Genomic DNA, 407 nt, shown 5'->3' with positions numbered 1-407 from the left:
CTCCAACTGCCAAGGCATCCACCGTGTACGCTTAGTCACTTAACCATACAACCCAAACGGGTCTTTGTTTTGTGACAGTTTAACTTCGCCAGAAGTTAATATTGAATACTAAAGTAGATACCAATCAACAAACGTTAAACGTTTATTAAATGGCACTGAATGATACTGCTATCATTCTTTTTTACTTTTGAAAACTCTGTACAAATAACAGTGTTATTCATACGAATTTTATTATCAGCTTTTCCAAATTTTTAAAGAGCATATTAATTAGTTAACCTAAAAGGTAAAACTAACTAACAATCATCTGTGTGGACACTACGAACAAATAAGTTCTAAATCGTATAAGGAGGTGATCCAGCCCCAGGTTCCCCTAGGGCTACCTTGTTACGACTTCACCCCAGTCATGA

General features: G+C 36.1%; 1 rRNA gene. It reads right to left on the bottom strand.

The features are described from left to right. Positions 1-342 precede the first annotated feature (342 nt). A 16S ribosomal RNA gene (locus H5187_RS24040) occupies positions 343-407 on the bottom strand; the annotation flags it as partial.

Origin of the sequence: Pseudoalteromonas sp. SG44-1, from assembly GCF_014164315.1 — a bacterium.
GTDB lineage: Bacteria > Pseudomonadota > Gammaproteobacteria > Enterobacterales > Alteromonadaceae > Pseudoalteromonas > Pseudoalteromonas rhizosphaerae.
Note: the sequence above shows the minus strand (reverse complement) of the source record. Positions and strands in the feature narration are given on the sequence as shown.